The sequence below is a fragment of the Glycomyces lechevalierae genome (assembly GCF_027622945.1).
GTDB classification, from domain to species: Bacteria; Actinomycetota; Actinomycetes; order Mycobacteriales; family Micromonosporaceae; genus Glycomyces; species Glycomyces rutgersensis.
This window is the reverse complement of record NZ_JAPZVQ010000009.1, coordinates 9,861-17,442: the sequence shown is the minus strand read 5'-3', so window position 1 is coordinate 17,442 and position 7,582 is coordinate 9,861. Positions and strand designations below refer to the sequence as shown.

The window sequence follows — 7,582 nt, the reverse complement described above, 5'->3', positions numbered from 1 at the left end:
GACGTAGAACCGAGAACCGACCGTGGGGCCGGTGAACCGAGATCGTCGGTTCACCGGCCCCACGGCCTTTCGGGGGGATCGGGTCTTGAGGATGCGGGCCGCGTCCTGCCAGGCGTGCGCGAGCCGCCTGCACTGCCCGCATCCCGGTCTCAGCGGGGGCTCACGCCGTGGCCATCGTGCTCTCGAGGTCGGACGCCTGGAAGCCCGTGGGCCGCTGCGGCACGGCTCGCGGCCTGCTCGCGTTGATCGCGGTGTCGCGCACCGGAAGCGCGGGACGCTCGTCGACCGCCACCACCGGCGGCAGGAACGATCGCTGCTGCGGCGGCTGCACTCGCGCGGCGGCCGTGAGGCGCGGGTTCGGGGCGGGGAACGGGCTCGTCGGGTGGACGGCGCCGACCGGCAGGACCTCCGCCAGCGCGGTCCGCGCGAGCGCGGTCCTGACGAGCGAGACGGTGTCCTCGGTCCGGTCCGTCGCCGCGTCGTCGACCAGGTCGAGGTCGGCGAAGATCGAAGGATTCGCGAGGCGATCGGTCGCGGGCCGGGAGTCGGCCTTGGGGCGGCGGAACGCGCGCGCCAGCAGCGCGTCGATCCGCCAGACGCGCTTGGCGTGGGCCGCCGGTAGCCAGAAGTGCCAGCGGCGCGGCTCGGTCTCGCCGGGTCCTTCGAGGACGGTGAAGTTGAGTTCGACGCCGGGTCCGGCCGGGTCGGCCGACCAGCGCAGGTTCTCGATCGCGGCCACCGGCGCGTCGAGGCAGAGGCGGACGCGGCTGAGGAGTCGCGATTGGCGGGTGACGACCATGCGCTCGCCGGTGAGCATGAGGACGTGGTCGCCGCTGCCGAGTCCGTCGGAGCCGACGCAGCGGCTGAGCAGGGACACCTGGTCGCCGGGCGCGATGTTGCGGCGCAGGAGGGAGACGTGCCGGGTCAGGGCCGTAGAGGTCAGGCCCGCCTCGGCCGAACAGGCGAGCATCGTGCGGGAGAAAAGGTCCATTTGCTTGTACCCCACAGAAAATCCGTGTGCCGTCACTGCGACGCGCTCTCAGAGGGAGTAACGGCAATCCGCATATGCAAGTTACGGCTACGGGGTGGCCTTCCCCACAACTCACTCCTTCGGGCGAGTCGCTGGACCGGCCGGACTCAGTCCTCGATGCCTGTCGAAGCGCCGGGCGCGGGTTCGGAGGCGGCGTCGGACGGGTCCTCGGGTTCGAGCTCGGGCTCGGTGGGCGCGTCGAATTCGAGGTCGAGTTCGATGTCGGCCTGGTCGAAGATGACGTCCAGGTCAATGTCCAGTTCGGGCAGGTCGGGACGGTCCCAGTCGTCGCCGTTTCCCCGGCCCTGACCTTGCCCCTGACCTTGCCCCTGACCCCGGCCTTGACCTTGACCTTGACCTTGGCCTTGGCCTTGGCCTTGGCCTTGACCCTGGCCTTCGCCGTTTCCGTTGCCGCCGTTGTGGTCCGTACCGGCGTTCCCGCCCGGGGCGGCTTCCTCGCGACCGCAGTCGTCGTCCTCGTCCTCGACCGGGACCAGTTGCGGAGGCGTGCTCGCTTCGGTCGCCGCTTCCTCGCGCGGGTCGCGCTCGGGCAGTTCGTCGGCGTCGACGATGCGTTCGGCCTGCGGCTCGGCGGGGCTGACGGCGATCTGCGGTTCGTGCCCGGGCCCGGCGGGGCCGAGCGAGCCTTCGTCGCCCCCGGTGACGCCGAAGGGGTCGGGGGTCTCGGCCTCGATGACCACGGTCTGGGGGTCGTAGCCGAGCGGTTCGGTGCCGTCGCCGCCGCCGTAGAGGTCCTTCGCGAAGGTCCATCCGATCAGGGAGAAGGACGCCACGGTCCCGGCGCTCACGCCGACCATGGCGAACCAAATTCCCACCGGCCAGTGTCCCCCCTGGTCGCTGCCTCTGCGGCGCACCGCGCGCTCCTTCCCGCCACCCCCGTGCGACGAAACGGCCGTTCAGGACCGATGATGTCGATGGCTCGACCGATCACTACTGTGCGTCAGTCCGTCGACTCGAATAGTAATGGGGCGGCGGCTATGGCGCGCACCACCCAAGACTTTGGGATGCTTGGATACACCGGAATACGAATATGAGGAGGCATCAATGGGCGACACACAGCGTCCTGCCAAGAAGGCGGCCAAGAGCCGTCCGAAACCCGCCTCAGCGAACGAACCAGAGTTCGTGCAACTGCTGACTCCGGAGGGTCAGCGCGTCAAGCATCCCGACTACGACATCTCCCTCACCGACGACGAGTACCGCAGCCTCTACCGCGACCTCGTCATCACCCGCGAGCTGGACGCCCAGGGCACGGCCCTGCAGCGCCAGGGCCAGCTCGGCCTGTGGCCGAGCCTCCTCGGCCAGGAGGCCGCGCAGGTCGGCTCCGGCCGGGCCCTCAAGCCCCAGGACACGGTCTTCCCGGCCTACCGGGAGCTCGGCGTCCAGTGGTGCCGCGGCATCGACCTCATCTCGTCGTTCGCGCTCTTCCGCGGGACCGACCTCGGCGGGCGCGACGTCGCCGCCGACCGCTTCAACATGTACGCGATCGTGATCGCCTCCCAGACCCTGCACGCCGCCGGCTACGCGATGGGCGTGGCCATGGACGGCGCGGTCGGGAACGACGACGGCGAGGCCGTCGTGGTCTACCACGGCGACGGCGCCACGAGCGAGGGCGACTTCAACGAGGCGCTGATCTGGGCCGGGGTGTTCAACTCCCCGCTGGTGCTGTTCTGCCAGAACAACCAGTACGCGATCTCGGAGACGAACGCCCGCCAGTTCCGGCTGCCGCCGTACCGCCGCGCCGAGGGCTTCGGCGTCCCGGGGATCCTCGTGGACGGCAACGACGTCCTGGCGACCTACGCGGTCACGCAGTCCGCGCTCGACCGCGCCCGCCGCGGCGAGGGCCCCAGCCTCGTCGAGGCCTACACGTACCGCATGCAGCCGCACACGACCTCCGACGACGCCACGCGCTACCGCGACGAGGCCGAGCTGGACTTCTGGCGCGCGAAGGACCCGATCGTCCGCTACCGCAAGTGGCTGACCGCCGAGGGCCTGGCCGACGAGTCCTATTTCGCCGCGGTCGACACCGAGGCCGGCGAGCAGGTCCGGGCGCTGCGCGCCCGCGTCATGGCGCTCACCGACCCGGAGGTGACCGAGATGTTCGACAACGTGTACGCCGAGATGCCCGCCGGCATCGCGGCCCAGCGGGCGGAGGCGGTCGACTTCCAGGCCTCCCTCGAGGAAGGGAGCGACGTCCGATGACCACCATGTCCATGATCAAGGCCTTGAACGAAGGCCTGCGGCGCGTCCTGGAGGACCAGCCGAAGTCCCTCGTCATGGGCGAGGACGTGGGCCGCCTCGGCGGCGTCTTCCGCGTCACCGACGGCCTGCAGAAGGACTTCGGGTCCGACCGCATCATCGACACCCCCCTGGCCGAGTCGGGCATCATCGGCACCGCGATCGGCCTGGCCCTGCGCGGCTACCGCCCGATCTGCGAGATCCAGTTCGACGGCTTCGTCTACCCCGCCTTCGACCAGCTGGTCTCCCAGCTCGCGAAGATCCCGAACCGCTCCGGCGGCCGCGTGCGCCTGCCCGTGGTCGTGCGCATCCCCTTCGGGGGCGGCATCGGCGCGATCGAGCACCACTCGGAGTCCCCCGAGGCGTACTTCGCGCACACCGCCGGCCTCAAGGTCGTCACCTGCTCGAACCCGGCCGACGCCTACTGGATGATCCAGCAGGCCGCCGCCGGCGACGACCCGGTGATCTTCTTCGAGCCGAAGCGCCGCTACCACTCCAAGGGCGAGGTCGACACCGAGAGCTCCGAGCTCGACCTCTACCGCGCCCGCACCGTCCGCGAGGGCCGCACCGCGACCCTGATCGCCTACGGCCCCACCGTGGACGTGGCCGCGAACGCCGCCGCCGCGGCGGCCGAGGAAGGCCTGGACCTCGAGGTCATCGACCTGCGCGCGCTCTCCCCGATCGACTGGGAGCCGCTGTTCGCGTCGGTCCGCAAGACCGGCCGCGCCGTCGTCGTCCACGAGGCGCCCGGCAACATCGGCCTCGGCGCCGAAGTGGCCGCGCGCATCTCCGAGGAGTGCTTCTACTCCCTGGAGTCCCCCGTCCTGCGGGTGACCGGCTATGACGTCCCTTATCCGGCGAGCCGCCTCGAAGACGACTACCTTCCGAACCTGGACCGGGTGCTCGACGCCGTCGACCGGTCGCTCGAGTACTGAGGAGCGGACATGGGTCAGAGGATCACGTTCAACCTGCCCGACCTCGGTGAGGGTCTCACCGAGGGCGAAGTCGCCGCGTGGCTCGTGGAGCCGGGCGGCGAGGTCAAACTCAACCAGCCCTTCGTGGAGGTCGAGACCGCCAAGGCCCTCGTCGAGGTGCCCAGCCCCTACGACGGGGTGCTCGCCGAGCACCACGCCGAAGCGGGCGAGACGATCGACGTCGGCAAGCCCCTCGCGAGCTTCGAGGTCGAAGGCGCCGAGGCGCCCCCGGCCGAGAAGAAGAAGGACGAGCGCACGCCCAACCTCGTGGGGTACGGCGCGCGCGAGGCCGGCTCGAAGCGCCGCAAGCGCCGCTCGGGCGAGACCCCGCCGGCCCCTGCGGCCGCGGCCCCCGCCGCTGTCGTCCCGGCGGCTCCGGTCGCGCCGCCCGCGCCCGCCCCCGCGGCGTCCGGACCGGTGCTCGCCAAGCCCCCGGTGCGCAAGCTCGCCAAGGACCTCGGCGTCGACCTCGCCTCGGTCGTCCCGACCGGACCGAACGGCACGGTCTCCCGGTCCGACGTCGAAGCCGCAGTCGCAGCTCCGGTGTCGGCCGCGGCTCCGGTCCGCGTCACCGCGTCCGCCGAAGACCAGCGCATCCCCATCAAGGGCGTCCGCAAGCTCACAGCGCAGAACATGGTCGCGTCGGCGTTCACCGCGCCGCACGCCACGGTGTTCCTCACCTGCGACGTCACCGGCATGATGGAGACGGTCAAGGAGTTCAAGGGCCGCAAGGAGTTCGCTGACGTCAAGGTCACTCCGCTGCTGTTCGTGGCCAAGGCGGTCCTGCTGGCCGCCCGCCGCCACCCGATGATCAACGCCCAGTGGGACGAAGCAGCCCAGGAGATCGTCGTGAAACACGACGTGAACCTCGGCATCGCCGCCGCCACCCCGCGCGGCCTGGTCGTCCCGAACGTCAAGGCCGCGCAGAACCTGAGCCTCGTCGAACTGGCCGGGGCCCTCACCTCGCTGGCGCGCACCGCCCGCGAGGGGAAGACCTCGCCGGCCGACATGTCCGGCGGCACCATCTCGATCACCAACGTCGGCGTCTTCGGCATCGACACGGGCACCCCGATCCTCCCTCCGGGGGAGTCGGCGATCCTCGTGTTCGGCGCCGTCCGGCCGCAGCCGTGGGTGCACGAGGGCGAGATCGCCGTCCGTCAGGTGACCACGCTCGGACTGTCCTTCGACCACCGGCTCATCGACGGGGAACTCGGCTCGCAGTTCCTCGCCGACGTCGGCTCGTTCCTGCAGCACCCTGGGGAAACACTGCTCGCCTGGACGTGATCAAGGGCACCGAGGAATCGTTGGCGGATCACGGCGTTCGGTGTTGTAATTGAGGCACGGAAACAACGAGGAAACATAACTTCGAAGCTTCCGACGTCTCAGGCGACTGGGACCGCGAACTTTATCTCCTCCCATTGGTGCGGCGAACAGCGCCGAGTTCCCGCACCATTGAGACCCTCTCCAGGGGGTTCTCACACCGGCCCGGTGCCGCGTTTGCCATGAGGGGTGGGCAAACCGCTGGCACCGGGCCTTTTTCTATGCCTCCATTCGCCACGGACCCCCCGCGGCCGTCCTATCGCGAGGCTCCCGCTCCGCCTTCCCGTGCCCGGTCACTAACCCTGTCGAGTGATCGCGAGCGCCGCTGCGGTACCGTGTGACGCGTCTGGCGTGCCCCCAAGACGCCAGGCCGGAAGCAGCATTGAGGAGCAGCCGTGACCTCCGAGCAAGGCAACCCGCCTGAAAAGGGCGAGGGCAGCGAAGACCAGAACGCAGCCGAGCGGGTCCCCGAGACCGACGCCGCGGCGACCCCGAGTCCAGAGCCGGCGACCGCCGACGACCAGGGCACCGCCACCGAGACCACCGCTGCCGACGAGAGCGAGGCCGAGCCCGCGCCCGCCGCAGACACGGCCGCCCCCGAGGCGCCGGCCGCCGAAGCCGCTCCGGAACCCGAAGCGCCGCAGGCCGAAGCCCCTGAGGCACCCGCCGAGCCTGAGGCCCCCGCTGCGCCTTCGGTCGACGAGGGCGCCACCGAGTCGGTCTCGACCTCCGCGCTCGCGGACGCCGAGATCCCGGCCGCTCCCGCCGCCGACAACCCCGCCGCCGACAACCCTGTCGCGGACGCCGCGCCGGAACCCGAAGCGCCGCAGGCGGCCCCCGAGCCGCAGCAGGTCGACGAGGGCGTCACGCAGGCGATCCCGACCGCTTCGTCGATCGACATCGACATCCCGGCTGCTCCCGCAGCCGACAACGCGCCCGAGCAGGTCGCCCCGGCCGCGCCGGAACCGCCTGCCGCGCAGGCGCCTCCGTCGTCCCCGCAGTACGACCAGGACGGCACGCAGATCCTGCGCCTCGGCCCGTCCTCCTCGCCGCCCGCGAGCCAGCCGTCTCCGCCGCCGGCCCCCGCGGCGCAGCCGTACGAGGAGCGCACGCAGGTGCTGCCGCCCCAGGGCGTCTCGGGCTTCAACGCGCCCGCGCCCTACGGCGAGCAGGCGGCCCAGTCGCCCTCCTCGGCATGGCCTTCGCCGCCGCCGAACCCGCTGACGAACCCGGACGCCCAGGCGCCCGCGCCGGCCCCGCACCCGATGCAGGCCCCCGGTGCCGTCCCGCCCCCGCCGCCTCCGGCCAACCCCTATGCGCAGCAGCCGCAGTCGGCCTACCAGGCGCCGCCGCCGGCCGCCCCGCCGACGCAGTCGGACGACACGCAGAAGCTCATCATCGGCGCGCACAACCCGCACAGCGAGCCGCCGTCGGCGGCGATGGGCGGGTACGACCCGAACCAGCAGTCGCAGCCGCAGATGGCCCCCCAGTACTCGCAGCCGGGCATGCCGCCCGGCTCGGTCCCGCCCGGCCAGTACCCGCCGCAACCGGCCCAAGGCGGTGGCGGCTCGAAGAAGAAGCTGCTGCCGATCCTCGCGATCGTCGCCGCGCTCGTCGTGGTCGCGGCCGGTGTGGGCGTGTACTTCCTGCTGTTCGCCGCGCCGAAGTTCGAGGAGGACGGCTGCGTCCGCCACACGAGCGGCGACCAGGCCGAGGCCATCGACTGCGCCGACGCCAAGGAAGGCGAGGACTACGAGATCGTGCAGAAGGTCGGCGACGGCCAGGAATGCGCCGACGCGGGCCGCGAGACCCTCACCGTGGGCGAGGACGTCTACTGCCTCAGCCTCCTCGGCGCCCCCGCCGAGGGCGAGGGCGGCGCGGAGCCGAGCGAAGACGCTTCCTAGCAGTCAGAGTTGCAGCAGTGGGGGGGGGGGGGGGGGGCCCCCCCCCGGGGGGGGGCCCCGGGGGGGCGACGCCACCACAAACAGTGGTTGGTTGGTGG

General features: G+C 71.6%; 6 protein-coding genes. 4 read left to right on the top strand and 2 right to left on the bottom strand.

From position 1 onward, the window contains the following. Positions 1 to 160 precede the first annotated feature (160 nt). Entirely contained in the window at positions 161 to 1,006 is an 846-nt protein-coding gene (locus O2L01_RS15035; RefSeq protein ID WP_270122778.1) for a hypothetical protein, read from the bottom strand. A 131-nt stretch (positions 1,007 to 1,137) separates the two neighbouring features. Next, positions 1,138 to 1,866 (bottom strand): hypothetical protein, encoded by a 729-nt coding sequence (locus O2L01_RS15030; RefSeq protein ID WP_270122777.1) that lies wholly within the window; start codon positions 1,864 to 1,866, stop codon positions 1,138 to 1,140. Positions 1,867 to 2,095: 229 nt separating this feature from the next. Here O2L01_RS15030 and pdhA point away from each other — a divergent pair, with 229 nt between their 5' ends. The 4 genes from pdhA to O2L01_RS15010 all read left to right on the top strand — a co-directional run bounded on the left by pdhA (position 2,096) and on the right by O2L01_RS15010 (position 7,484). Continuing rightward, on the top strand, positions 2,096 to 3,250 hold the full coding sequence (gene pdhA, locus O2L01_RS15025) for a pyruvate dehydrogenase (acetyl-transferring) E1 component subunit alpha (RefSeq protein ID WP_270122776.1): 1,155 nt from the start codon (positions 2,096 to 2,098) through the stop codon (positions 3,248 to 3,250). Beyond that, positions 3,247 to 4,221 carry an alpha-ketoacid dehydrogenase subunit beta gene (locus tag O2L01_RS15020; protein WP_270122775.1) on the top strand — a complete coding sequence of 325 codons (975 nt, stop codon included), beginning with the start codon at positions 3,247 to 3,249 and terminating at the stop codon, positions 4,219 to 4,221. Before pdhA ends, O2L01_RS15020 begins: the two co-directional genes overlap by 4 nt. 9 nt (positions 4,222 to 4,230) lie before the next feature. Beyond that, positions 4,231 to 5,544, top strand: a complete 1,314-nt coding sequence (locus tag O2L01_RS15015; protein WP_270122774.1) for a dihydrolipoamide acetyltransferase family protein — start codon at positions 4,231 to 4,233, stop codon at positions 5,542 to 5,544. 431 nt (positions 5,545 to 5,975) lie between these two features. After that, positions 5,976 to 7,484, top strand: a complete 1,509-nt coding sequence (locus tag O2L01_RS15010) for a hypothetical protein (RefSeq protein WP_270122773.1) — start codon at positions 5,976 to 5,978, stop codon at positions 7,482 to 7,484. Positions 7,485 to 7,582 lie beyond the last annotated feature (98 nt).

Coding starts and splice junctions, on each gene's coding strand:
- pdhA (WP_270122776.1), top strand. CDS start 2,096: ATGGGCGACACACAGCGTCCTGCCAAGAAGGCGGCCAAGAGCCGTCCG.
- O2L01_RS15020 (WP_270122775.1), top strand. CDS start 3,247: ATGACCACCATGTCCATGATCAAGGCCTTGAACGAAGGCCTGCGGCGC.
- O2L01_RS15015 (WP_270122774.1), top strand. CDS start 4,231: ATGGGTCAGAGGATCACGTTCAACCTGCCCGACCTCGGTGAGGGTCTC.